The organism is Bacteroides sp. AM23-12 (genome assembly GCF_003434395.1).
Taxonomy (GTDB): Bacteria; Bacteroidota; Bacteroidia; order Bacteroidales; family Bacteroidaceae; genus Bacteroides; species Bacteroides thetaiotaomicron.
Genome location: NZ_QTLF01000007.1, coordinates 15,779 through 42,478, shown reverse-complemented (window position 1 = coordinate 42,478; position 26,700 = coordinate 15,779). Strand labels below are relative to the sequence as shown.

At 42.2% G+C, this 26,700-nt stretch carries 17 protein-coding genes; 11 read left to right on the top strand and 6 right to left on the bottom strand.

The annotated features are described in order from the left end of the window. Positions 1-16 precede the first annotated feature (16 nt). Positions 17-820 carry an inositol monophosphatase family protein gene (locus DW640_RS09070; protein WP_011108488.1) on the bottom strand — a complete coding sequence of 268 codons (804 nt, stop codon included), beginning with the start codon at positions 818-820 and terminating at the stop codon, positions 17-19. Between the two features lie 314 nt (positions 821-1,134). Between DW640_RS09070 and DW640_RS09065 the strand changes: the two genes are divergently transcribed. From DW640_RS09065 to DW640_RS09030, 8 genes are all read left to right on the top strand, one after another. Continuing rightward, positions 1,135-2,676, top strand: coding sequence for a hypothetical protein (locus DW640_RS09065; RefSeq protein WP_008761961.1), 1,542 nt, complete (start codon positions 1,135-1,137; stop codon positions 2,674-2,676). Positions 2,677-2,904: 228 nt separating this feature from the next. Then, positions 2,905-3,828 carry a ribokinase gene (gene rbsK, locus DW640_RS09060; RefSeq protein WP_008761960.1) on the top strand — a complete coding sequence of 308 codons (924 nt, stop codon included), beginning with the start codon at positions 2,905-2,907 and terminating at the stop codon, positions 3,826-3,828. Between the two features lie 39 nt (positions 3,829-3,867). Further along, positions 3,868-4,803 carry a ribokinase gene (gene rbsK / locus DW640_RS09055; RefSeq protein WP_011108490.1) on the top strand — a complete coding sequence of 312 codons (936 nt, stop codon included), beginning with the start codon at positions 3,868-3,870 and terminating at the stop codon, positions 4,801-4,803. Between the two features lie 12 nt (positions 4,804-4,815). Further along, positions 4,816-8,067: a TonB-dependent receptor gene (locus DW640_RS09050; RefSeq protein WP_008761957.1), complete on the top strand. Its 3,252-nt coding sequence runs from the start codon at positions 4,816-4,818 to the stop codon at positions 8,065-8,067. Positions 8,068-8,079: 12 nt separating this feature from the next. Next, positions 8,080-10,080 (top strand): RagB/SusD family nutrient uptake outer membrane protein, encoded by a 2,001-nt coding sequence (locus DW640_RS09045; protein WP_117577876.1) that lies wholly within the window; start codon positions 8,080-8,082, stop codon positions 10,078-10,080. 45 nt (positions 10,081-10,125) lie between these two features. Further along, complete coding sequence (locus DW640_RS09040; RefSeq protein ID WP_225629641.1) at positions 10,126-11,733, top strand: DUF4969 domain-containing protein; 1,608 nt, start codon at positions 10,126-10,128, stop codon at positions 11,731-11,733. Between the two features lie 11 nt (positions 11,734-11,744). Beyond that, complete coding sequence (locus tag DW640_RS09035) at positions 11,745-12,761, top strand: nucleoside hydrolase (protein ID WP_022471969.1); 1,017 nt, start codon at positions 11,745-11,747, stop codon at positions 12,759-12,761. A 20-nt stretch (positions 12,762-12,781) separates the two neighbouring features. Next, on the top strand, positions 12,782-13,786 hold the full coding sequence (locus DW640_RS09030; RefSeq protein ID WP_011108492.1) for a GRP family sugar transporter: 1,005 nt from the start codon (positions 12,782-12,784) through the stop codon (positions 13,784-13,786). Positions 13,787-13,908: 122 nt separating this feature from the next. Here DW640_RS09030 and DW640_RS09025 read toward each other — a convergent pair whose 3' ends face one another. The 5 genes from DW640_RS09025 to DW640_RS09005 form a co-directional block, all read right to left on the bottom strand. Further along, entirely contained in the window at positions 13,909-15,735 is a 1,827-nt protein-coding gene (locus DW640_RS09025) for an endonuclease/exonuclease/phosphatase family protein (protein WP_199610308.1), read from the bottom strand. Positions 15,736-15,862: 127 nt separating this feature from the next. Beyond that, complete coding sequence (ahpF, locus tag DW640_RS09020) at positions 15,863-17,413, bottom strand: alkyl hydroperoxide reductase subunit F (RefSeq protein WP_199610311.1); 1,551 nt, start codon at positions 17,411-17,413, stop codon at positions 15,863-15,865. 82 nt (positions 17,414-17,495) lie between these two features. Next, complete coding sequence (gene ahpC, locus DW640_RS09015; RefSeq protein WP_008761950.1) at positions 17,496-18,062, bottom strand: alkyl hydroperoxide reductase subunit C; 567 nt, start codon at positions 18,060-18,062, stop codon at positions 17,496-17,498. A 182-nt stretch (positions 18,063-18,244) separates the two neighbouring features. Next, a complete protein-coding gene (locus tag DW640_RS09010; protein WP_117577870.1) occupies positions 18,245-19,714 on the bottom strand; it encodes a sodium:solute symporter in 1,470 nt (489 codons plus the stop codon). A 24-nt stretch (positions 19,715-19,738) separates the two neighbouring features. Further along, positions 19,739-20,668, bottom strand: a complete 930-nt coding sequence (locus DW640_RS09005) for a dihydrodipicolinate synthase family protein (RefSeq protein WP_048692648.1) — start codon at positions 20,666-20,668, stop codon at positions 19,739-19,741. Between the two features lie 148 nt (positions 20,669-20,816). Between DW640_RS09005 and DW640_RS09000 the strand changes: the two genes are divergently transcribed. The 3 genes from DW640_RS09000 (at position 20,817) to DW640_RS08990 (ending at position 26,378) form a co-directional block, all read left to right on the top strand. Next, positions 20,817-21,341: an NUDIX domain-containing protein gene (locus tag DW640_RS09000; RefSeq protein ID WP_117577974.1), complete on the top strand. Its 525-nt coding sequence runs from the start codon at positions 20,817-20,819 to the stop codon at positions 21,339-21,341. Between the two features lie 291 nt (positions 21,342-21,632). Continuing rightward, on the top strand, positions 21,633-24,644 hold the full coding sequence (locus DW640_RS08995; protein ID WP_016268916.1) for a tetratricopeptide repeat protein: 3,012 nt from the start codon (positions 21,633-21,635) through the stop codon (positions 24,642-24,644). 12 nt (positions 24,645-24,656) lie between these two features. Continuing rightward, positions 24,657-26,378, top strand: a complete 1,722-nt coding sequence (locus DW640_RS08990; protein WP_016268917.1) for a hypothetical protein — start codon at positions 24,657-24,659, stop codon at positions 26,376-26,378. Positions 26,379-26,700 lie beyond the last annotated feature (322 nt).

Here is a 26,700-nt window from a genome sequence, read left to right as displayed (position 1 = left end):
TACAATCGCAGCAGTCTTACATATCCAACGGAGGAACTTCTGCTAAGAGTTTCAAAAATAAAGGATGCAGGTATCCATTGGTTGCAATAATATGATGACCTTCTATAAAATGGTCGTCACCATAGAAATTAGTCACGCGACCGCCTGCTTCCAACACAATCAGGGCAGCCGCCGAATAATCCCACTTACCGATAAACGCTTCGGCCCATGCATCAAAACGACCATTAGCTATATAACAGATTGCAGCCGCAGCCGAACCGTTCATGCGAATGCCTCCCACGGCTCCATAAAGGTTATCAATCAGATGGAGAGCCGTCGGTTTATACTGATCATAATTATAAGGTAATTCAGTAAACACAAATGCATTCTTGATATCCCGGACATCCGAAACATGAATTTCCTCACCATTCATGAAAGCCTTTCCTCCTTTCCAGGCATAGAAACATTCATTCCGGCAGACTTCATACACAACTCCCAAAAGCAATTCGGTACGACTGCGCAGAGCGATGCATACACAATAAGGAGCCTCATCATGAATATAATTCGTAGTTCCGTCCAACGGATCAATGACCCAGCAGTAAGGTTCGTCCTGATAAGTAGCAGAGCCTTCTTCCGTAATAAATCCTGCTTCGGGCAACAAGGCAGAAAGCGCTTTTACCAACCGTACTTCAGACTCTTTATCCACATACGACACATAATCATGCGCATGTTTTTCCATAACACGCTCACGACGGAAGTTTTTCCGCTCTTCTTTCAGAAAATGCCCAGCTTCGGTAGCTATGCGGCATACTTCAACTGTAAGTTGCTTTAAATCCAACATTTCATCTTTATTATTAAAAAGTACATCGAAGGTATAGCTTTTCTTATGAAAAACCATCCAAAATGAGTATTATTTTCAGATAGACTATCAAACATTCAATTTTCAAGGCAGAAAAACATTCAATCACATTATAATATATTTTTCTGATCTGAGGAAATGAGAATTCCCTGCAATTTTCAGAACAGGCCCGGCCTCTTCCCACAAATATACGCAACAAAGAGCTACAGAAAACACAAAGTGACAGAATGCCAGATTTGCTTTTTACATAAAAATTCCCGAATATTGCAATCTAATACTAATGCAAAGAGTTCCCTATGAAAAGAGTAGATTCCGTTATATCCCTGATATACTCGTTATCTAAATCAGAAAAGAAGCACTTCTCCCTACAGGTTATCAAGGACAAGGAGGAAAAAGACTATCTGGTGATTTATGATATTATCATAAAGAGTAAACAACCGAATGGAAATACTGTAAAAGAGGAATTTTACAGACGCAAGCCCAATGGCTCATTTGAAGTATCCATTCAATACTTATATGAAAAGCTGACGGATACGTTACTCACCCTGCGTAAAAAGAAAGATATCTATTACGATCTGCTGAATAATTTGTGCAAAGCCCGAATGCTTTATGAACGTTCTCTGTTTGAAGAGTGTTTCGAAATACTATCCAATACAATAGAACAAGCACAATTCTATGAGAACAACGAAATTCTGACGATAGCTTTGAAGCTGGAACTGGAATATCTGCTCCGTCTGAACTTTCCCAACATGACAGAACAGGAGCTTTTTCACAAACACTTCATCCAAAATGAAGCTTTGAAAAAGATTCGGAAAATCACAGAGCAATCTTCATTACACAACTTATTGAAATATCGTTTATCTCATATTGGCTCCATCAGAACAGTAAAGCAAAAACAGGATATGAATGACCTTATGGTCAACGAACTTTATATAGCCGCTTCTTCAGACTCCGAAGGTAATTTTGAATTAACACGAAACCATAAACTTTTTCAGGCTAATTACCTGATGGGAGCAGGCGATTACAGAGCTGCCTTAAATTCATACAAAGAACTAGACTCATTATTTGAGCAGAATCAGCAGTTCTGGTCAAATCCTCCTATATACTATTTATCTGTACTCGAAGGAGTACTCGGTAGCCTGCGGTCTGTGAGCAACTATGACGAAATCCCCTACTTCCTTGATAAATTAAGAAAGCTTATATCAGACAGCACTTCGCTCGAATTTAAAGTAAATGCAACTTGCCTTCTCTTCCAATACGAACTATTTCCCTATCTGGATAAAGGAGATTTTTCGAAATGTACCCAACTTATGGCAGACTACCAGGAAATACTTTATGATAAAGAAGCCTGGTTAGGCCCTATTCGAAAAAGTGAATTATTGCTTTACACCACACTCGTACACATTGGTAACCAAGAATATAAAACTGCTAAAAAGTATATCAGCAACGCTATCATAGACCATAACATAAAGTATCTGCCTTTAATGAGAACTATTCGTCTGGTCCGCCTCATCGTCTTTTATGAAGTGCAGGAGCATGAGCTAATCCAGTATGAATCCCGTTCCATCACCCGAAGTCTATCTTCGCCCAAAGAGCAGACTTTTAAAACAGAACGTATCATTTTATGGTTTCTGAATAAAAGAAATATTCCCATCCTGAAAAAAGACAGAGAAGCATTTTGGGAAAAGTTGTCTCCTGAGATTCATGAATTATATAATAATAAATATGAAAGTCAGCTTTTACGCCTCTTTGACTTTACGGCGTGGATGGAATCCAAAATTCGGAAAGAAAAACTGTCTGAAGTCCTCAGAGCACGTGCTAGCGCAAAAGAATGTTAAAGAGTAAGGTGTCTGATTCGTATTTCAGACGATAAAAACACTCTTTTCAAATCTCCATTTTCTCTTTGTAATTATATAAATTCGCTTCACATTACCTCTATATTCTCTCCTCTATACAAGGAAAATCCAATATAAGATATCATTTTTGAGATTATATAAACCAATTATTAATGTAGAAAACTATGCATGATTATTGCTTTCATTTGCATAGTCTTAATTTTTAATACTATGGAAACTATATCAATTCATAGACCCAAAATTGTAGTCATCGGTAGTTGCAATACCGATATGGTCGTGAAAGCCAACAGACTACCTGTTCCCGGAGAAACCATACTAGGCGGAACCTTCTACATGAATCCCGGTGGCAAAGGAGCTAATCAGGCGATTGCAGCCGCCCGACTGGGAGCTGAAGTCACCTTCATATCCAAAATCGGATATGATTTGTTCGGCCTGCAAGCATTGGAAATATACAGATCAGAGAAAATTAATACGGAATATATATTTACCGACCAGAAAAGTCCGTCCGGAGTTGCACTTATCTCCGTAGATTCTTTCGGTGAAAATAGCATTATCGTAGCACCGGGAGCAAGCCGTTCGCTTTCTATTGAGGATATCAATAAAGCCGAAGAAAAAATCAAGGAAGCTGATATTATTCTCATGCAACTTGAGATTCCCATAGACACAGTGGAATATGCAGCTACTATTGCTTGCAAATATGGGAAAAAGGTAATCCTCAATCCGGCTCCCGCGTCCAGCCTGAGCAACTCATTCTTAATGAACGTGCACACCATACTCCCCAACCGCATTGAAGCGGAAATGTTATCCGGAATCAAAGTGATGAATATAGAAAGCGCTCATCGTGCCGCTCAGGCTATCGGAGAGAAAGGTATAGAGAATGTTGTCATTACTTTAGGTAAAGACGGGGCTTACGTAAAAGAGAAAGATGAATATACCATGATTCCCGCAAAGGAAGTAGAGACGATTGACACAACAGGTGCCGGAGATGTATTTTGCGGAGCATTCAGCGTCTGCCTGTCTGAAGGGCATTCACTCGCTAAATCTGTGAAATTTGCCAATGCGGCGGCAGCTATAGCAGTCACGCGAATCGGTGCACAGAGTGCGATTCCTTATAAAAGAGAAGTTGTGCTATAAACGAGATAAGACCTAGGTTAAACACATAAATCTGTTCAAATGAAAGTAGTAGTTATTGGAAGTTCAAACATCGACATGGTTGCACAAGTCAACCATCTCCCGGCGCCTGGCGAAACAGTCGGAGATGCCAGTTTCATGCAATCCCTCGGGGGGAAAGGCGCCAATCAGGCTGTAGCAGCAGCAAGACTCGGGGGATCTGTAACGTTCATTACCTCTTTGGGAAATGATATGTATGCAGAAATTCTAAAAAAACACTTTAAGAAAGAAGGTATCACTACTGATTATATCATAGATGATGTTAATCAGCCCACAGGGACTGCACTCATTTTTGTTGCCGACAGTGGTGAAAACTGCATAGCAGTAGCTCCCGGAGCTAACTATTCTTTATTACCCGGTTCAATTATTCATTTTTCAAAGGTAATTGACGAAGCAGATATCATAGTTATGCAAGCCGAGATTCCTTACGAAACGATTAAAAGAATAGCTCTTCTGGCTAAACAAAAAGGTAAAAAGGTATTGTTTAATCCCGCACCCGCCTGCCTGATTGATGAGGAGCTGATGAAAGCCATTGATATACTAGTCGTCAATGAACTGGAAGCAGCCTTCATCTCAGGAATTGAATATACAGGAAATAATCTTGAAGAAATCGCTCTAAGCTTATTACAGGCAGGTGCACGCAATGCTGTGATCACATTAGGAAGTCAAGGTGTATATATGAAAAACGACAAAGAAATCATTCAGCTTCCCGGATACAAAGTAAATGCGATTGATACTATTGCAGCAGGTGACACGTTCTGTGGTGCATTGGCTGTAATTTGTGCCCAAAGGGAAATAGACCGAGATGCATTGAGTTTTGCGAATGCCGCGGCAGCTATCGCTGTTACACGTTCTGGTGCCCAACCGTCTATTCCTACTCTCGATGAAGTAAAACACTTCATGTTAGAAAAAGAATTAGCCTTATCATTCAACTTTTAAATTTCATGGATTATGAAAACTAATCGACACTCTACTCTCTTAAAGAAAGCTGTCCACCTGATAACTTATAACTCAAGTCATAAGCTTATCTGCCTGCTGGGCTACCTACTTTTATGTTCAATGAATACATATGCTCAGAATTATGTATCCGGAACAGTAAAAGATAATAATGGAGAACCTCTACTGGGAGTTTCCATAAAAGTAAAAGATGGGAATATAGTATCCGGAACCGTCACTGACTTTAACGGACACTACCAAGTGAAAGCGGATCCAAGTTCAACTATTGAATTCAGTTACATCGGATTTAAAACAGTCCAGTTTACAGTAGGTGATAGAAAAATGATAAACGTAACACTGGGAGTTGACGACAATTTATTGGATGAAGTGATCGTTGTAGGTTATGGTACCCAAAAGAAGATTAATTTAACCGGTTCTGTCGGAGTCATTGACTCGAAAGCCTTCGAAGCAATCCCTGTATCCAATGCAGTCCAGGCATTACAAGGACAGGTTCCCGGTTTGAATATTTATAGCAATCAGGGAGGAGGTCTCAATCAGAAACAATCGATCAATGTACGTGGAGTCGGAACTATCGGAGAAGGTTCTACAGGAAGTGCCCTAGTCTTGATAGATGGTATGGAAGGAGATATTTATTCCATTAATCCGCAGGATATAGAATCTATTTCAGTTCTGAAAGATGCGGCAGCTTCTTCTATTTATGGTTCCAGAGCGCCATTCGGAGTAATCTTAGTAACGACCAAGAAAGGAAAGGCCGGTAAAGCGCAAGTTAACTACAACAACAGTTTTCGTGTAAGTAGCCCTATCAACATGCCTTCTTCATTAGACTCTTACACGTTCTCCTTATACTATAATGATGCAGCTGCCAATTCCGGATGGGGACCTTACAACTGGGTCTCGGAAGAAAGGATAAACCGCATCAAAGACTATATGGCCGGCAAGATTACCGATTCTACCATCCCCGTGCCCAATAATCCTTCGTTATGGGCAGACGGATATTCACAAGGAAATGATAATATTGATTATTATGACTATTTTTTCAAAGACAATGTCTTTGCACACGAGCACAATATCAGCGTTACTGGCGGGACAGACAAAATACAATACTATTTATCAGCGAACTATTTAGGTCAGGATGGAGAGCTCAGAATCGGAGATGAATACTCAAACAGATATACTGCATCTGCAAAAATCAACGCACAATTATCAAAAATAGTATCAGTCGGATTCAATACTCGCTTTATCAGAAGTGACTATGTACAGCCGACACATCTTAATGAAAGTTTTTTTGCCGAAATCGGACGCCAATGTTGGCCTACCAAACCTCTCTATGACCCAAATGGTATTCTATATGACGACCATGTGCTCCAAATGCAAAACGGAGGTGAAAAACAAGAACGAAACACTTGGCTCTACCAACAACTGAATATAACGGTAGAACCTATCAAAGGGTGGCGACTGATTGGAGATTTAAGCTATCGATACAATACACAATATTCACACTGGGATTACTTAACTGTTCATCAGACAGGTGTTGACGGAAAGACTAAGGGCAATACATGGAATAACGATTCCCAAGTACATGAAGGCACTTATGCCAGCGATTATTTTAATGTAAATCTCTATACAGATTATGCAAAGACCTTTGCAAAATCACATAATATGAAAGTTCTTTTCGGGTTTCAAGCCGAACAAAATAATTATAAAGATATAGCTGCTGAGAAGCTAGGAGTCATTTATCCGGGAAAACCGACTATCAACACTTCTACCGGAATGGATTCAAATAACCAAAAAGTTGCTCCGAATGTAGCAGGTGGACACAACAGATGGGCTACCGCCGGATTCTTCGGCAGATTGAATTATGATTACCTGGAAAAATATCTTCTGGAAGTAAATCTACGCTATGACGGTTCCTCACGATTTCGTAGTGACAGTCGTTGGGGATTTTTCCCTTCCGCATCAGTAGGCTGGAACATAGCCAGAGAAAAATTCTTCCTGCCTGTCAGCAAAGTTGTCAACACATTTAAGGTCAGAGCCTCTTATGGTAGTTTGGGTAACCAAAATACATCTTCTTTATATCCGACTTATTCTACAATCGGTACAGGAACAGGATCATGGATCATTGACGGAACATTAGCCAATATTGCCTGGGCACCTTCACTCGTCAGCTATAATCTCTCCTGGGAGAAAATCCGTACATGGAATGCCGGAGTTGACTTTGGCCTGTTTAACAATCGGCTAACCGGCTCTTTTGATTATTACATTCGTAAAACTGACGATATGGTCGGCCCTTCGGAGAAATTGCCTGTAGTCCTTGGAACAGCCGTTCCCAGTTCCAATAATACAAATCTTAAAACATTCGGATGGGAACTGGAACTAATGTGGAAAGACCGGTTAAATAATGGATTGAATTATAGTGCCCGCTTTACACTTGCCGACAGTCGTACCAAGATTACTCGTTATTCAAATCCTTCCGGACTGATAGATGGATTTTATGCCGGAAAATACGTGGGTGAAATATGGGGATATGAAACGATAGGCATTGCACAATCTGACCAGGAAATGGCCGAACACATCGGAAGATTAATCAACGGTGGACAAAGTAATCTCGGACAAGACTGGAAAGCCGGAGACATTATGTATAAAGATCTGAATGAAGACGGAAAAATTGATGCCGGAAGCCGCACCTTACAAGATCACGGTGATTTAAAAAGAATAGGTAACTCCACGCCCCGATATAATGTAGGACTGGAATTAGCCGCCGATTGGAAAGGATTCGATATCAGAATGTTCTGGCAAGGAACATTGAAAAGAGATTATTTTCAGGGTAGTTACTACTTCTGGGGTGCAAACGGTAGACAAGGGCCCTGGTTTTCCACAGCACTAAAAGGACACGATGATTATTTCCGAAATGACGAAGCCAGTCCATTGGGAACGAATCTGAATTCCTACTATCCAAGACCCTTATTCAACACCGATAAAAACCAGCAATCACAAACTAAATATTTACAAGATGCATCTTATCTACGTCTGAAGAATCTGCAGATAGGATATAGCTTGCCACACAACATCGTACAAAAAATGGGAATGCAGCACCTTAGGATATTCGCATCCGGTGAAAACTTGTTCACCATTACGAGCCTTATTGACTTCTTCGACCCCGAATCAATCGAAGGCGGTAGTTGGGGACACGGAAACGTTTACCCACTATCCCGAACATTCTCTTTTGGATTAAATGTCACATTCTAAAAACAGGATATTATGAAAAGACTTACGATATCAACCTTATTGAGCGGAGTGCTCTTTTTGACAAGTTGCAATGATTTCCTAAATCAAGAACCTCTTGATCAACTTTCTCCAAATGAATATCTGACAACAGAAAGTAATATTGCAGCTTTTGCTACTGATCAATATCAAGTGCTACCTACTCATGGCACCTATGGATATGGAACTTTTGAAATTGACAATAACACAGATAATATGGCCGGTATGCAACCTAACGTAATGTATGCACCCGGATACTGGAAAGTAGGACAAGAAGGAGGCTCATGGTATTTCGCTGATATTTACCGATGCAATTATTTCTTTGAAAATGTGCTTCCATCGTATGAAAACAATGCCATTGTCGGAAACACGACCAATATCAAACACTATATCGGAGAAATGTATTTCTTCAGAGCTTTCATGTATTTTGAAAGATTAAAATCATTAGGCGACTTTCCTATTATTACTAAAACTTATCCTAATGAACGTGAAGCTCTGATAGAAATCAGCAAACGAGCCCCCCGAAATGAAGTAGCCAGATTTATCTTATCTGATCTGGACAAAGCTATAGAAATGATGCAAAACATAGCTCCTTCCGGAGGTAAGAACCGGCTAAGCAAAGACTGCGCTATCCTTCTCAAGTCAAGGGTCGCACTTTACGAAGGCTCATGGCTGAAGAATTTTAAAGGAACAGCTTTTGTACCCAATGGACCGGGATGGCCGGGAGCAAATAAAGATTATAATGCTAATTACTCATTTAAATCCGGAAGTATTGAAAAAGAATCAGAGTTCTTCTTTGATGAAGCTATTAAAGCGGCACAAATCATAGCAGAAAAATATAATATATTAACTGCCAATACAGGAGTATTCCCACAAACTTCTTCGGAACCTGAAAATCCTTATTTCAGTATGTTCTGCGATATTGACATGGAGAAATACAATGAAGTACTTTTATGGAGGCGCTACAACACAGGATTAGGAGTGGCAAATGAAGTTTGTCAATACGGATGTGTCGGCAACAATGGAGTAGGCACTACTAAAAGCATGATTGACGCCTTTATTCTTAAAAATGGAGAACCTATTTATGCATCCCTGATGTGGGCAGATGAAAACTCATCTTATTGGGGAGATAATAATATCATTCATATCACTAAAAACAGGGATACCCGTGCAGACATCTTCATCAAAAAGCCAGGACAGAAAAATTTGCATACTCAGGCAGGAGATCATGGGGTAGTAGAAGAATGGGGACCCAATATAACCGCCTCTTCTGTTACAGAAAAGTACAATACAGGCTATGCCTTACGCAAAGGATTAAACCCTGACGGGAAATACACAAATAACACTCAAAGTATTGTCGGTTCTATCATATTCCGTACAGCCGAAGCCTATCTCAACTATATAGAAGCTTATTATGAATTGCATGGTTCACTCGACTCCTATGCAGAAAAGTACTGGAAAGCGATTCGTCGCAGAGCCGGCATTGATGAGGACTATACCAAAACAATCAGGCTTACAGATATGTCAAAAGAAGCAGAAACTGATTGGGGGGCATATTCCGGCGGAGAAATTATTGATGCCACACGTTATAATATCCGCCGTGAACGAAGATGTGAGTTGATGGCGGAAGGTTTACGTAGCATGGACTTACATAGATGGCGTTCAATGGACCAGATGATTACCAAACCCTACCATATCCTAGGAATGAATTTATGGCAGGAAATGTATGGCTGGGACTGGTATAAAGATTCTAACGGCAACTCCATTCTTAAAGAAGGAGAAAATGTTTCACCACGTAGCTTCAGTACTTATCTTGCTCCTTATCACATCACAGCCAATAACATTGTTTACAACGGCTATAAATGGAATATGGCACACTATCTCGATCCGATAGCAGCAGAACATTTTCTGGTTACTTCATCCGGAGGTGATTTGGATTCTTCTCCTATCTATCAGAATCCGGGCTGGCCTATGACAGGAGGAGGAACCCCGCAATAATCCAATAATCTACTAATTTAACAAAGACCAATTATGTATAAAAGAATGATAATACTAACTTACGCACTGGTTTTCTTTTCATTATTCGCAACAGCTTGTTCTGACAATAATAATGAAACATACGTCGAACCAATACTTTCTCAAATAGAAGTAAGTAAACTAGTGACTGAAAACAACAAAACATATGTTTCTGTTGACGGTAAACCTTTTCCGTTTCTTGGTGCACAAATACGCCTTGATGCCCTTCTCAATTGTGACAAGATGACTATTAATGAAGTGGAAAACTACTTCAAGAAAGCTCAGGAACTGGGACTAAATTGTGTGCAAATTCCAATTTCATGGAATATGGTAGAGCCTAAAGAAAACAAGTACGATTATAGTATCGTAAACTCAATCTTGCAGTTCGTCAACAAGTATAATTTGAAAATGGAATTACTTTGGTTCAGTACGAATATGGTAGGAGATTCATTCTCCTACCTGATACCTCAATATGTGCTTCAAGAATATAACAAAAGGCTCAGCCGGAATGATGAAGGAAATTTTTGGAACTATTATGGTTATCAATACACCATGATTCTTGATGATGAATGGATACTGGAGAGAGAAACCAAAGCCATCACCGCCTTATTTAACCACATCCGATACTGGGATTCTCAAAATGGAGACAAGCACCCCGTTATATCAGCTCAGATCCATAATGAACCTGATGCGTTAATGCGCTGGAGAATCGACCAAAAAGATTTAAAATATCGGGATGGGACCCCTCTAAGCAAAGAGAAGGCCTGGACAATGATCACAAATGCATTAAATACTGTAGGAAAAGCTGTAAAAAACAGTTCTTACAGAGTAGTAACTCGTGTCAATCTAATTTACGGTGATGGTATTAATCCATTTCCAGAGGCAACTAATGCTCGCCCCAAAGATGTATTCGATCTTCAAGGCATTGATTTCATTGGCGTTGATGCTTATAAAGATAATGTTAAACATCTCAAAAATGAAGTCATGGCATACGCATCAATTGCAGGAAATTATGCGCTGGTTGCCGAGAACAAAGGTAGTTATGCAAACAGTCCGAGTCTTATCTTGACATCTTTCGCATTAGGAGGAGGCTATGATATTTACGATTTGGCTACCAGTAACTTCTTTATCAACAACACCACCGAACCGGACCAAATTGACCACGGAATTTATACATGGGATTTACAAGAAAAAGATTTTACACCTCCTACTCGTAGTCTCATAAAAGGCTTGGCGGCAGCTTATATAGATGTTGCCAAAGTAAAACCGGAGAACTTTGCAGCATTTAATATTAACGATAATCAGCCAAAAGACAAATTAGAACAACTAATATGTACTACTGGAGCACAAATCACATTCCAGACAAATAATGCTTCTTTAGGTTTCGTATTAGATATGCACAATTATTTACTGATTTATAGTTTGAATGACTCTCAATTCAAACTAGAGAATGGTAAATTTGGAGAAACCATTTCCGGAAGATATGATGTAAATGGCACATTTACCAAAGAAGGAACTGCAACTTTAGAAAATCAGACTCTCCATGCTAAAGGAGGCGTACTTTATAAAGTAAATTATTCCTCGCAACAATCATTAACCAGCAATACAATTGAGAATATTGGAAATAACTTATAAAAACCCAAGATATGTTCAAATATATAGCAATCATTCTAATAACCGTCTCTTTATTCTGTTCCTGTGCACAACAAAAAGAGACTACTTCTGCAATTCCTGTCATACTCGACACGGATGTTGGAAATGATATCGATGATGTTTTAGCCATGCAAATGCTGCTTAATTATGAGAAAAAAGGAAAAATTGATTTGCTAGGTATCACTATAAGCAAGTGTAATCCTTATTCACTGGAATATATTGACGCTTATTGTCGTTTCAACGACAAATACGACATACCTTTAGGTTATGCTTATAATGGGATGAATACAGACGACGGACATTATCTCCGCCAAACGCTGGATACTATTATTGACAACAATAAAATATTACATCCAAAAAGAAGCCTAAAAGATCATATTCCGGAAGGATATAAACTGTTGCGTAAATTGCTGGCAGAGCAAGAAGATCATTCTGTGGTATTTATAGCCTTAGGCCCGGAAACAAATCTAGCCCGTTTGCTTATCTCGGAAGCAGATGAATACAGCGAGCTGGATGGAAAAGCCTTGGTAGCACAAAAGGTAAAATTACTATCTGTCATGGGAGGACTCTATGGTAATGAATTCGACTTCCCTGAATGGAACATTGTTAATGATCTGAATGCAGCCCAAATTACTTTCAAAGAATGGCCTACTCCAATTATTGCCAGCGGATGGGAACTAGGAAACAAAATTCGATATCCTCATCAAAGTATATTAAATGATTTTGCCGGCAGTTATAAACATCCTCTGTGCGTATCATATAAAATATATCAGGAAATGCCATATGACAGAGAAACATGGGATTTGACATCCGTGCTACAAGCCATAGAACCGGGGAATAATTATTTCAATTTATCCGAGAAGGGAACAATCACCATAGACAGTATCGGACAAAGTATTTTTTCTCCTTCTGAAAGCGGTAAACACCAATATCTCACTATTCAAGGGGAAGAAAATATTCGGGCAACCCGCAACGCACTTATAAGACAAGTGACAGGAAAAGAGAATTGAAATCTTAAAAAAAAATCATTATGTATATAGTCAATAGTTACACCTTAGCTATTATCTTCTGCTTTATCACAATGATATGCTGGGGATCGTGGGGAAATACCCAAAAACTGGCCAGTAAGAATTGGCGTTATGAACTTTATTATTGGGACTACACCATCGGCATCTTGCTGTTCGCCCTACTTCTGGTATTCACACTAGGAAGTTTCGGAGATTCGGGAAGAGGTTTTCTGGAAGACATCCAACAAGTGGAAGCGGCATATATTGCCAGTGCACTTATCGGAGGAGCTATTTTCAATGCTTCCAATATTCTCCTTTCCGCCTCAGTATCCATTGCCGGAATGGCAGTAGCTTTTCCATTGGGAGTAGGACTGGCATTGGTATTAGGAGTATTCATTAATTATTTCAGCTCCCCCAAAGGAGATCCGTTCTGGCTATTCACAGGAGTCGTACTGATTGTTATCGCCATCATTTGCAACGGTATTGCAGCCGGTAAGAATCAAAAGGCGGGAACCAATAACAGCAAAAAGGGAATTATTCTTGCTGCTATTGCCGGTATACTGATGTCATTCTTTTACCGGTTTGTCGCCGCTGCCATGGATTTGAACAACTTTGAATCACCGACAACCGGAATGGCAACTCCTTATACTGCATTCTTCATCTTTGCTATCGGAATCTTCCTAAGCAACTTCCTCTTCAATACACTTGTGATGAAGCGTCCGTTCGTTGGTCTACCCGTCACTTACAAGGAATACTTTGCCGGAAAAGCAAGTACACACATGGTCGGAATTCTCGGAGGATGCATCTGGGGATTAGGTACGGCATTAAGCTACATTGCCGCAGGAAAAGCGGGAGCAGCCATTTCTTATGCACTTGGACAAGGAGCACCGATGATTGCTGCCCTTTGGGGTGTTTTCATCTGGAAAGAATTTACCGGTAGCTCCAAAGCGACAAACAGACTTTTGGGAGTCATGTTTATATTATTCATTTTGGGCCTGACATTCATTGTCATCTCAGGAGGAAGCTAAAATAAAAAAGAGGTAAAGGAACTATTAGGTATTATCAATATAAAAAGAATCACCCCAAAAGTTAGAAACTAAACTTTTGGGGTGAAATTCAATTCTATGATTCAAACTATCATATACATTATTCAGACCGTTATATCCAGCAAAGTTTCTCCCTTTGCATCCAACACCCTGACTCTGAGTTCTTCTTTCCTCTTCTCAAGAATCATCACGGTAGCACCCTCCATCTTATATCCTCCACCTATAACAACCGGAAAATGATTCCCCAATTCACCTTTCGGGTGATAAGCATACTTATGAGTATGAGCATTCAGACAGATATCAAAAGGAGCTTTTTCCAGCAGCTTAGTCCATAGTTCAGTACAAAGATTCTTTCCATCATTACCATAAAGAGGGATATGGTGCAGAAGGATACGTTTCTTCGCTTTCTTAAATTCTTTGGCAGCCAGTTCTTTCTTCAGAAAACCGACCTGTTCATTACGTAACTGGGTGAAATCATTCAAATCATAATAGACCCAATGATCGTCTGTTTTGTCTTCTCCACAGTCCAGCATGACAATACGGGTATCTCCCCAGTTGAAAGAGCCATAAGTCTTGTCACCTACATAATCAAAATGGTCACGCAAACCGATAGAATAGGCGTTCCGGATTTCGTGATTCCCCCGCATAAAGAAAGTCGGGATACAATCTCCGTTCATTCCTTCGGTCAGTTCACTGATAAAGGCAGTTGCCTGATCATGACTTGCCGGGTCGTCTACACAATCACCGTTGAAAACAACAAAATCATAGTCAATATCCTGAATTTGCCTGCACAAAGCCCGGAAGGTATGGGTATGCTGATGCAGGTCATTGAACACAACAGCAGTAAAAGAATCCGTACCGGTTACAGGCAGAGTAAATTCACTGAAAGCAGAACGGGCAGTATTTCCGAAAACTTTCTTATATGCCTGATAAAGCAACATTTCTTGTGAACAGACACGATAATAATACTTTTGACCGGGCTGCAAATCATCCAGCCGTATTTTATGTAACTTGTTATTGCAGACTACCTGTCCGTCAACAATAGTACGCGCACGCTTTAATTGAGTCGTATCCGTACCGTATTCTACCCAACAATAAGCAGGAACAGTGGTTTCCCACATCACGGTCATTCCATTTCCAACCGGATTCTGCAAATAGGGTTTAGTACGGAATATCTTATCCGCCTTTTCGGCAGTGCGCAGTTCCACAACAATAGGGCGATGATCGGATGCTACAGGTTCATTCACCACTTCCGAAGAGACGACGGCAAATCCTTTATCATTCTGCTTAAAAGCCGCCACGTAATCAATAGTCTCCTTTGGGGCGGGAGCAGGAAAAGTGTGTTGTTTGGGATTAGAGAGTATCCGAAATTCTTTCTGCAACTCTTTGATAAAATCCGATTCCGGCTCCGCATTCATGTCTCCTGCCAAAAAAAGAGGCTTTTTATAGGAAGCAGCAAAAGTTTTCAGAATCTCCAATGACTTCATCCGGTCTTCTTCCGTAAGGGATAAATGAGTGCAACAGTAAATATAATCTTCAAACTCCGCTAAGATCAATGCACGGGCTTCTTCCCTGCCGGGCAAAGCTATAGCCTGCAAGTGAAGCGGAGCTTTCTTTGACAGCAGACCGATTCCGTATTTTCCGCCATCATAATCTATAGCTGGAGCAAAGCAGGCATACATCTGTGTCCGCTCGGCTATCTCACCTAATACATATTTCTGATTACTCCGATTGGTCACGCTGTCTACTTCCTGCACAGCTACCACATCGGGAGAAGCGTTATTAATCACATTTGCAATACGCTGGAAGTCACAGACACCATCCATGCCTGTTGCATTTTTGATGTTATAGGTCATCAGTCTCAACGTATGCTGAGCCTGCACCGGAACAATTAACAAGATCGCGGAAATCAGTAAGAATATCTTTTTCATGTTTCTCATTGGGGGTTAAATATTAGAATCACAAAGGTAAGAAAAAAATAAAAGCCACAAGAGACTTTTTACAATCTCTGTGGCCATTACTTATACATGAGGGGAAATGTATAAATAATCTATTTTATCAGATGATGCCCCGCACGCGGTCATCAAAGGCAGAAAGGGCAGCTTTCGCACCTTCGCCCATAGAAATAATAATCTGTTTGTAAGGTACGGTCGATACGTCTCCGGCTGCATAGATTCCCGTCACATTGGTACGGCAATGCGCATCGATAACGATTTCACCCGGTCGGTTTGTTTCCACAATATCACGGAAAACGCTGCTATTGGCGGAAAGTCCGATCTGCACGAATACTCCGTCCAGTTCTACCAAACGTTCTTCTTCCGTCTTACGGTCTTTGATGCGCAAGGCTGTCAGTTTATCGCCATTACCGATTACTTCTGTCGTTTGCGAACTCACGAATACTTCCACATTCGGCAGAGATTTAAGTCTTTCCTGAAGGACATTATCCGCTTTCAGTTCATCCATAAATTCAAAGACGGTGACTTTAGAACAGATACCTGCCAAGTCAATGGCTGCCTCGATGCCGGAGTTTCCACCGCCCACTACCGCAACCTGCTTTCCTTTATAGAAAGGACCGTCGCAATGAGGACAGAAAGCGACTCCACGCCCGATATAATCGTTCTCGCCGGGAACATTCAGTTTTCGCCAGCTTGCACCTGTAGCGATAATCAATGCAGGAGCAATGAATTTCTCTCCTACGAAAGTAGTTACCAGTTTATCTTTTCCGGCAAGTTCTACCTTTTCTATCTTACGCTGTTCCAACAAATCAACAGGATAACGCAGAAGATGCGTTTTCAGATTATCGGCAAGTTCGCTTCCTGTTGTTTCGGGAACCGAAATCAGATTCTCAATGCCTACCGTCTCTTTCACCTGTCCGCCGACACGCTCGGCAACAATCGCCACGCGCAAGCCTTTACGGGCAGAATAGATGGCTGCTGATACTCCGGCAGGACCGCCACCGGCTACGATAACATCGTATTCCTTCACTTCCGTCTCCACCTTGGTTTCATCAATACCGTATTGCGCTTCCAGTTTAGCAAGCAATTCGCCAAATTCGCCACGACCTACATGAAGCAGTTTCCCATCGGCAAATACAGAAGGCACGCCTTGTATCTTCAAGGCATCCACTTCATCCTGATACAGTGCACCGTCAACCATTTCATGAGTAATGGAAGGATTCAGTGTGGTCATTGCATTCAATGCCTGAACTACATCCGGACAGTTGGTGCAAGTCAGTGAGACATAGGTCACTAAGTGTATCGGACCCTTCAAGGCTTTCACACGGTTGCAGACAGCCTCATCCGGAAAATTCTTTCCCTTACCGTCCAGATTCAGGATGGCGAGTAATAAAGAAGTAAACTCATGTCCGTTGGGGATAGCACGGAAAGTAATTCCTGTAGGTTTACCATTCTTTCCTATCGTAAATTTAAGTCCGCTTCCTTCATTTACCATACAAGTGATGTGATCGGAACATTCGGCTACATCGCTCAGCAATTCCAGCAATTCGGCACGGCTTTCATGACTGGCTGATACGGATATATCAAAGGTAAAGTCAGCCTCCAATCCGGCAAAAATACCCTTCAGTTGTTCTTTTAATGCAGGTTCTAACATCTCTCTTTCTCCTTTCATTCTTTTAAAAGAAGGGCCGGCAGCGTCTCCGTTACCGGCCCTTCACACACATTATCAAGATCTATCAAATCTTACCGACAAGGTCAATGCTTGGCTTCAGAGTAGATTCGCCCTTCTTCCATTTAGCCGGGCAAACTTCTCCGTCGTGAGTAGCCACAAACTGTGCGGCTTCTACTTTGCGAAGCAATTCGCTGGCGTCACGACCAATATTGTTATCATTCAGTTCCACCACTTTAATCTTTCCTTCCGGGTTTACTACGAATGTACCGCGGTAAGCCATACCTTCTTCTTCGATATATACACCCAGTGCACGGCTCAAAGCGCCTGTCGGGTCTGCCAGCATCGGGTATTTGATCTTACGGATACTTTCGGAAGCATCATGCCAGGCTTTGTGTACGAAATGCGAGTCAGTACTTACCGAGTAGATTTCCACACCCATTTCCTGGAACTGAGCATATTTGTCAGCCATATCTACCAATTCTGTCGGACATACAAATGTAAAGTCTGCAGGGTAGAAGAAAAGGATTGCCCATTTACCTTTCAGGTCGTTGTTGGTTACTGTCTTGAAAGCTCCGTTTTGAAAAGCCTGAACACTGAATTCAGGAAGTTGAGAATTTAAAATTGGTTCCATACTCTTTATTGCTTTTATTGTTATTAATTGATTTGACTTATAACGTCAGAAACATCGTTTTGTTTTTTGTTTCTGATGCAAAGATAAAGGCGGAAACCCCGCCTTTGCAAAAAAAGTCCAATCGAATAATTCTATCGGATAATAGATGAAACCAATATGCCTGTCAGTGAAGCTGCCTTCTTCTACTTCTTTGTTTTCAGCAAACGCATACTGAGAAAGCCTGCCAGAAAGATAACGATGGTTCCGAAGACAATGGTCAGGTTAGCATGAAACGGGCTTGCATATTCGCTCATGAAACCATCCTTAAAGAAGATAGGAGACAAGCTCATCCAGACGACAACGATAATTCCACAGATCACTCCCAAAACGGCGTCAACATTCCGCGCCTTCTTTGAAATATACCCCAACAGGAAGAGTCCCAGCATACCACCGCTGAAGATGGAGGACAAAGCCCACCAGGCATCCAGCGCACTCTCTACATTCAGAAATGCCAGCGCTACGAAAATACCGATGATTCCGATCAGTACATTCGAAACATACAAGGCTCTCACTGATTGTTTTTCTGTCGGTTTCTTATTTATATAACGGGCATAATAGTCCGTCAGAATGATGGTAGCCGAACTTGTAATGCTTGTAGCCACCGTACTCATTCCCGCCGCAAAAATGGAGGCGATCAATAATCCGGTAAGTCCGGTCGGAAGCGCATGTACAATAAAATAGGGAAAGACCGCATCCCCCTCGACCCCTGCCGGAAGCAGTTCCGGAAACGTCTTGTAATATGCATACAATGCCGTACCTATCATAAAGAATACCGCAGAAACCGGAATAAATAAATAACCTCCGAAGAGAGCGGAAAACTTAGCCTGTTTATCACTTTTTGCCGTCAGATAACGCTGTACGTAGTTCTGATCGATACCATAATTCTGTAGATTGATAAATATACCGTAAATAAGGCATACCCAAAAAGTAGACTCGGTCAAGCTGCTGCCGAAACTTCCCAAACTGAATTCCTGGTCAGTAACGGCTATCTGAAATACCTGCGCAGGCTCTTCGGGCATCTTAAACATCAGCACACAAAGACAAACAACCGCACCACCAATCAGAATAAATCCCTGAATCGCCTCCGTCCATATTACAGCTTTCAGACCACCCAGCATTGAATAGGCAATAATGGCAACGCTGGTTACTGCGATAATCATCTTGATATCCCATCCCAGCAGGGCATTCATAGGCAACGCGAGCAGATACAGAATAGACCCCATCCGGGCAACCTGCGTCAAAAGATAACACGATGACGCATATACACGCGCCCAGGGTCCAAAGCGTTCTTCCAGAAAGCTGTAAGCCGATACGCTTCCGATAGAACGATAAAAGGGTACAAAGTATTTAGCAGCAAAATACGAGGCTATCGGAATGGACAAGCTGAATACAAAAGCATTCCAATCGGACATATAGGCCTTGCCCGGATAAGCCAGATAACTGATACTACTTACATACGTTGCGAAAATAGACATTCCCACAACCCAACCCGGAAGGGAACGTCCTGCCGAAGTAAATTCCTCCGACGAACGTTTCTTGTTGAAGAAAGAGCAGCCGAAGACAACAACTCCCCCCGTGAAGAATAAAAAGATAATAATGTCGAGAATAGACATAGCCGTTCATTTTTTCTTAATTAATTACCTGAGCACTACATCAACTCCCAAATTTTGAAGTGCCTTCCATATTTTTCCTCTTTCCCGTTGTTCGAACTTATGGAAAGGCGCAGCCACATAATCGCTGCATATTCCGAGTAGACTGAGAGCACATTTCAGACCTTTCAGGTAACTGGACCCATGTTGCCCTACCGTATATATCGTAGCACTGATTTGCATTACTTTTTCCTGCAAACGTCTCACTTCTTCCATATCTGCATTCTTCGCAGCGTTGTATAAGCTCACATACAATTCGGGGAACATATTCGCACCACCGTTTACGCCGCCATGAGCCCCCAGCAGTACGGATTCCGCCATAATTTCTTCCGGTCCCACCAGCATCGAGAAATCCGGATTATCTTTCATGGCATACATCACCGACTGGAAATAAACCGTATTTGCCGAACTGTCTTTAAAACCGATCACGCCGGGATTCTCCGCTATCCGCCGAATCGTAGCCGGTGCAAAGCTTACCTTTGTATGGGTCGGCATATTATACAGAAACAAGGGTAACGGCAACTGAGGCAGCAGATGCTCATAAAACTCGATCAGTTCGGGCTGACCTGTCGCAAAGTAGTAGGGAGGAGCAGAAACGACGGCATCGGCTCCATGATCTGCCGCAAGGCAGGCAAGGTTCACACTCTCCACAATCGAAGTATCGGAAATACATACCAATACCGGCAACCGTCCCTTCGCTATGCGGCAGGTATTTTTAATCATTTCTACCCTCAATTTATAACTGAGGCTCTGTGATTCACCGGTAGTTCCCAACACAAAAAGAGCATGTACTCCCCCTGCTATCAGATGTTCGATCAATCTTTGCAAACCTTCCACATCCAACACATCATCGTCTAACAAGGGAGTTACCAACGGAGGAATAATTCCTGATAAAGGAATATTCATTTTGTTATTCATAGTCTGATTCTTTTAATTTGTATATGATTGTTATTAATGATACTAATAAGACGGGGTATTTAGCATTTTGTAATCACATTATTCCATATCTGAAGAAAAGATTTTATATTTTTGTCGGCAAACAATCTATTATACAAAATCAGTTATGATGAAACATCCTCTTGCCCAATTCCTGTACTGTCCCGAATGCGGTTCTCCGCACTTCGAAGTGAACAACGAGAAGTCTAAGAAATGCACAGCCTGCGGCTTTGTTTATTATTTCAATCCGTCTTCCGCTACCGTGGCACTGATTCTGAATGAAAAGAAGGAACTGCTGGTCTGTCGCCGTGCCAAAGAACCGGCCAAAGGGACACTCGACCTTCCCGGAGGATTTATCGACATGAACGAAACGGGAGAAGAAGGGGTAAGCAGGGAAGTATGGGAGGAAACAGGATTGAAGGTAGAAAAAGCGACCTATCAGTTCTCCCTGCCGAACATTTATATCTATTCCGGCTTTCCCGTTCATACGCTCGATATGTTCTTTCTCTGTACCGTAAAAGACATGAGCCATTTCTCGGCAATGGATGACGTGGCAGATTCTTTCTTCCTGCCATTATCAGAGATACGTCCGGAAGATTTCGGGCTGGATTCCATTCGGCGGGGACTTGTACAGTTTCTGGCTCAACACAGTTAACTAAAAGGGACACTAAACTTTTGGGTATCAGAAAACGTTTTAAATGAGGAAAATACTAAGATTCGTATTATCTTTGTAACCGCCATTAATTATAAAACAACAATCACATGAAATTCAACATCAGACTTAATTACTCTCATCAGGAAGATGAAAAAGAGTCCCAAAAGAATAAGTATTTCGGATTCAAAATGGATGAGAGATAATTTACATAAAGATTTAAATGATTATAAAATAACTTTCAAAGGGTTTTCGTTGGAAGATATAGTCGTATTTTTGTCAAAACACTAGATTATGAAGAAAAGAATATCACGAATTATCTGCACCTTGTTGTGTTGTGCACCAATTGCCATCTCCGCACAGACAAGCGAAAAGATAACCTCTCCTGTCAACCTTTATAAAGAAGGGAAAGAGCTTTTCCAGGAAAAAAATTATGCAGCTGCCATACCTGCATTGAAAGCATTTGTAAAGCAAAAGCCAACAGCAAGTCTCCTTCAGGACGCAGAATATATGTTAGTCAGTTCAGCTTATGAACTGAAAGACAAAAACCGCATCGAGTTACTGCGCAAGTACCTCGACCGTTATCCGGATACTCCCTACGCCAACCGAATCTATTCACTGCTGGCTTCCTGCTACTTCTACGAAGGGAAATATGATGAGGCCCTGGCACTCTTCAATTCTACCCGGCTCGATCTGCTGGGAAATGAAGAACGCGACGACCGCACCTACCAACTGGCAACCTGCTACATGAAGACTGATAATCTGAAAGAAGCCGCCATCTGGTTCGAAACGTTACGTGCCAGCAGCCCCAAATATGCAAAGGACTGTAGTTACTATCTCGCTTATATCCGCTACACTCAGAAGCGTTATGATGAAGCGTTGAAAGACTTCCTTCCTTTGCAGGACGACCCGAAGTACAAAGAACTCGTACCTTACTACATAGCAGAAATCTATGCTATCAAAAAGAACTATGATAAGGCGCAGATCGTAGCACAAAACTACCTGTCGGCCTATCCGAACAACGAGCACGCTGCCGAGATGTACCGCATTCTGGGAGACGCTTACTACCATTTCGGACAATATCACCAGGCAGTGGAAGCATTCACTGGCTATCTGGACAGAGATCATTCCGCTCCCCGCCGGGATGCACTTTATATGCTGGGACTCTCCTATTACCAGACAAAAGTCTACTCCAAAGCAGCCGAAATGCTGGGACAAGTGACAACCGCCAACGACGCACTGACACAGAATGCTTACCTGCACATGGGACTCTCTTACCTGCAACTGGCAGAAAAAAACAAGGCACGTATGGCGTTCGAACAGGCAGCCGCCTCCAACGCCAACCTGCAGATTAAGGAACAGGCCGCTTACAACTACGCACTTTGCCTGCACGAAACGTCCTACTCCGCTTTCGGTGAATCGGTTACTGCTTTTGAAAAATTCCTCAATGAATTCCCGACTTCTCCGTATGCCGAGAAAGTAAGCAACTATCTGGTAGAAGTTTATATGAATACCCGCAGCTACGAAGCTGCTTTAAAGTCAATCGAACGGATCGCCAAGCCGAGTGCACAGATCATGGAAGCCAAACAAAAGATTCTCTTCCAACTGGGTACACAGTCATTTGCCAATGCCAATTTTGAACAGGCTCTCCAATATCTGAACCAGTCCATCGCCATCGGGCAGTACAACCGCCAGACAAAGGCGGACGCTTATTACTGGTGCGGAGAATCTTACTACCGCCTCAACCGGATGATGGAAGCCGCCCGCGATTTCAACGCTTATCTGCAACTGACCACGCAACCCAATAATGAAATGTATGCGCTCGCCAACTACAACCTAGGATACATTGCTTTCCATCGTAAGGACTATACACAGGCAAGCAATTACTTCCAAAAGTATATTCAACTGGAAAAAGGCGAAAACAGAACAGCGCTTGCAGATGCCTACAACCGTATCGGAGACTGTCATCTGAATGTGCGCAACTTTGAAGAAGCCAAGCACTACTACTCGCAAGCCGAACAAATGAATACTCCTTCCGGCGATTACTCATTCTATCAGCTGGCACTGGTATCCGGTTTACAGAAAGACTATACCGGTAAGATCACTCTTCTGAACAGACTGGTCGGCAAATATCCTTCTTCTCCATACGCAGTGAATGCCATCTACGAGAAAGGACGTTCTTATGTACTGATGGATAACAACGGTCAAGCTATTACCTCTTTCAAGGAATTGCTGGAGAAATATCCCGAAAGCCCCGTCAGCCGGAAAGCTGCGGCTGAAATCGGTTTGCTGTATTATCAGAACGGCAACTTCGACCAGGCAATCAATGCGTACAAACAAGTGATTGAGAAATATCCGGGCAGCGAAGAAGCCCGCCTGGCAATGCGCGATATGAAATCTATTTATGTAGATTTGAACCGTATCGATGAATTTGCGGCTTTAGCCAATGCGATGCCGGGACACATCCGCTTTGACGCCAGCGAACAGGACTCACTTACGTATGCGGCTGCCGAAAAGATTTATGCACGTGGCAGAACAGAAGAAGCCAAGAGCAGCCTTAATAAATATCTGCAAACTTTCCCAGAAGGAGCATTTAGCCTGAATGCACATTATTACCTCTGCCAAATTGGAAATGAGCAGAAGAATTATGATATGGTGCTCCTCCACTCCGGAAAATTGCTTGAATATCCGAATAATCCATTCGCAGAAGAAGCGCTGATCATGCGTGCGGAAGTTCAGTTCAACCAGCAACAGATGGCAGAAGCTCTGGCAAGCTACAAGATGCTGAAAGAAAAAGCTACCAATGTAGAACGCCGCCAGCTTGCCGAAACCGGCATCCTGCGCTGTGCCTTCCTGCTGAGAGACGATGTGGAAACAATTCATGCAGCAACCGAGGTGCTGGCTGAAGCCAAGCTTAGTCCGGAACTGAAAAACGAAGCTCTTTATTATCGTGCGAAGGCTTATAAGAATCAGAAAGCGGACAAGAAAGCATTGGATGATTTCCGCGAACTGGCCAAGGATACCCGCAATTCTTATGGTGCCGAAGCTAAATACCAGGTTGCCCAAGCACTTTACGATGCCCAAGAATATGCGGCGGCAGAAAAAGAGCTGCTCAACTACATCGAACAGAGTACGCCACACGCTTATTGGCTGGCACGCAGCTTTGTCCTCCTGTCGGACGTATATGTCGCTATGGGTAAAGACCTCGACGCACGCCAGTATCTGCTGAGTCTGCAACAGAATTACCAGGGCAATGACGATATCGAGAGCATGATTGAAGACAGACTAAAGAAACTAAACAAGTAAAGATTGAAAAGTATGAAACGAACTCTTTATATAGCAGGAGGCTTTACACTGGCATTTCTGATGCCGTTCAACCTCCAGGCACAGAATACTCAGCCGAAAGATACGACCATGAACCGCACGGTCGTCGTAGAACAGGAATATAATCCCGACATTCTGGATGCTTCCAAAGTGAATGTGCTGCCCAAAGTGGAAGAACCTACCGTCAGCAAAAAGGAAGTGGAATATGCCACTACTTTCTTCCCGGCTACCTCTATTCCTGCCGACCTAATGCGTCCCTATGTAGGAACGGAAGTGCAGCCCGGCAGCAAGCCCGGATATATACGCGCCGGATATGGAAACTACGGTAATCTGGATCTCCTTGCCAATTACCTGTTCCGTCTGTCGGACAGGGACAAGTTGAACGTCCGCTTTCAGATGGACGGAATGGATGGCAAACTGACTATGCCGGAAGCAGACACGAAATGGAACGCTTATTATTACCGTACCCGTGCGAATATCGATTATATCCACCAGTTCAACAAGGTAGATTTCAACATCGCCGCTAATTTCGGACTCAGCAATTTCAACCTTTCTCCGGTTCAGCCCGGCAAGCAGAAGTTTACTTCAGGAGACTTCCATCTGGGAGTAAAATCGACAGATGAAAATTATCCCATACAGTTCGAAGCGGAAACCAATCTGATGATGTACAACCGTCAGAACAATAACACTTTCTTTTTCAATGACAAAGTCGGAGAAACACAAGTGCATACCAAAGGATTGATCAGCGGCGCTATCAGCGACGAACAGAGCATCAACATCGGATTGGACATGCGTAATCTCATCTACAATAAAGACCTGAAACTTGCTGACGACCTCCAGGTATATGAGAACCGTACCGCTCTGGCACTGAATCCGCATTATAAACTTAGCAGCGACAGCTGGAATCTGCGTGCAGGAGCCAATGTAGATCTCTCATTCGGCAGCGGTAAATCATTCCGCGTGTCTCCGGATGTAACAGCACAGTATATCTTCTCCGACAGCTACGTACTCTATGCGCAAGCTACCGGAGGCAAACTGGTCAACGATTTCCGCAGACTGGAAACGATCTGTCCTTATGCCTTGCCGGCAGCCCCTATTCTCGATACGTACGAACAGCTGAATGCAGCAATAGGATTTAAAGCGAGTCCTTATCCCGGATTATGGATTAATCTGTATGGCGGTTATCAGGATTTGAAAGACGATTTCTTTGAGGTGCAGGAAGAAACATTTGTCAACTATGATCCCTCACTTGCTGGTGATGCTCAGGAAGGGAATTCCTCGTCCCCGGTCACAGCACATCAATATCTGAATCTGGAATTTAGCAATGCCAACAACTTCTACGCTGGTATGAAGATCAGCTATGAATACAAAGACCTCATTGCATTGTCCGCTGCTGGAACTTACCGTAACTGGGATGCGAAAGAAAAATACAGCCTGTATATGAAACCCGCCTGCGAAATTAATTTCAGCGCAGACTTCCGCCCGATCACAGGACTGAATATCAATCTCGGTTACGATTATATCGGACGCACAAAGGTAGAAGGCATTAAAGCCGCAGCAGTCAGCGACCTGCATGCCGGAGCCAGCTATAATGTGTTCAAAGGAGTATCCGTGTATGCCCGGATTAATAATATCCTCAATAAGAAATACCAGTATTATCTGGGCTATCCTACAGAAGGTCTTAACTTCCTGGGAGGATTAAGCTTCAGCTTCTAGACAAGACATATTCTCCAAAGAGAAGAACCAATCAGATGCCCATCCTGTTATTGCCTATGTGCAACATAACAGGATGGGCTTTTTTATTGTTCCTTACAAAGCCTCCTTTTCCATTCCGTCTATAATTTTGTATCAAGGTCTACCCATTTGTTACAGATAGTGTTTCTAGCTATTTGTGCACCTAATTTGGTGAATATTGCACGTCCATTTTTCACATCACCCCTAATTTTGCATCATCATTAAAAGATAAATGAAGTTAACCTTATTGCACATAAGCAAAGGATATATTTAGAAACTGAAGAGAGAATAAAGAGAATAAAAG